Origin of the sequence: Actinoplanes sp. NBRC 101535 (genome assembly GCF_030269225.1) — a bacterium.
In the GTDB taxonomy this organism is placed as follows: Bacteria; Actinomycetota; Actinomycetes; order Mycobacteriales; family Micromonosporaceae; genus Actinoplanes; species Actinoplanes rectilineatus.
This window is the reverse complement of sequence record NZ_BSSY01000041.1, coordinates 3,131-4,580: the sequence shown is the minus strand read 5'-3', so window position 1 is coordinate 4,580 and position 1,450 is coordinate 3,131. Positions and strand designations below refer to the sequence as shown.

Below are 1,450 nucleotides of genomic sequence, written 5' to 3'. Positions count from 1 at the left end.
GGGTGGTTGTTCGTTTGCTGTGAATCACACAGTGGACGCGTAGCACAAAGTTTAGGGTGGTTAAGCCCTCGGCCTATTAGTACCGGTCAACTCAACACGTTACCGTGCTTACATCTCCGGCCTATCAACCCAGTAGTCTCCTGGGAGCCTTACCCACTCAAAGGTGGTGGGATACCTCATCTCGAAGCAGGCTTCCCGCTTAGATGCTTTCAGCGGTTATCCCTTCCGAACGTAGCCAACCAGCCATGCTCCTGGCGGAACAACTGGCACACCAGAGGTTCGTCCGTCCCGGTCCTCTCGTACTAGGGACAGCCCTTCTCAAGTATCCAACGCGCACGGCGGATAGGGACCGAACTGTCTCACGACGTTCTAAACCCAGCTCGCGTACCGCTTTAATGGGCGAACAGCCCAACCCTTGGGACCTGCTACAGCCCCAGGATGCGACGAGCCGACATCGAGGTGCCAAACCATCCCGTCGATATGGACTCTTGGGGAAGATCAGCCTGTTATCCCCGGGGTACCTTTTATCCGTTGAGCGACACCGCTTCCACACGCAAGTGCCGGATCACTAGTCCCGACTTTCGTCCCTGCTCGACCCGTCAGTCTCACAGTCAAGCTCCCTTGTGCACTTACACTCAACACCTGATTGCCAACCAGGCTGAGGGAACCTTTGGGCGCCTCCGTTACCCTTTAGGAGGCAACCGCCCCAGTTAAACTACCCACCAGACACTGTCCCTCGACCCGATCAGGGCCGCAAGTTAGATACCCAAACCAACCAGAGTGGTATTTCAACATTGCCTCCACCCGAACTGGCGTCCAAGCTTCACAGGCTCCCACCTATCCTACACAAGCTAATTCAGATACCAATGTCAAGCTATAGTAAAGGTCCCGGGGTCTTTCCGTCCTGCCGCGCGTAACGAGCATCTTTACTCGTACTGCAATTTCGCCGGGCCTGTGGTTGAGACAGTGGGGAAGTCGTTACGCCATTCGTGCAGGTCGGAACTTACCCGACAAGGAATTTCGCTACCTTAGGATGGTTATAGTTACCACCGCCGTTTACTGGCGCTTAAGTTCTCCGCTTCGCCCCGAAGAGCTAACAGGTCCCCTTAACGTTCCAGCACCGGGCAGGCGTCAGTCCATATACATCGTCTTACGACTTGGCATGGACCTGTGTTTTTAGTAAACAGTCGCTTCCCCCTGCTCTCTGCGGCCATACCACGCTCCACCCGCAAGGGGCTTCACGCGTCCGGCCCCCCTTCTCCCTAAGTTACGGGGGCAATTTGCCGAGTTCCTTAACCACAGTTCACCCGTCGCCTCGGTATTCTCTACCTGACCACCTGTGTCGGTTTAGGGTACGGGCCGCTCAGAACATCGCTAGAGGCTTTTCTCGGCAGCATAGGATCAATGACTTCACCAGAAACGGCTCGGCATCACGTCTCAACCTTAATGC

1 rRNA gene (only partly in view) is annotated in these 1,450 nt (G+C 55.6%); it reads right to left on the bottom strand.

Annotated elements, in window-relative coordinates:
• Positions 1–56: 56 nt before the first annotated feature.
• Positions 57–1,450: ribosomal RNA gene (locus tag QSK32_RS45240) — 23S ribosomal RNA — on the bottom strand; it runs 1,353 nt beyond the window's last position.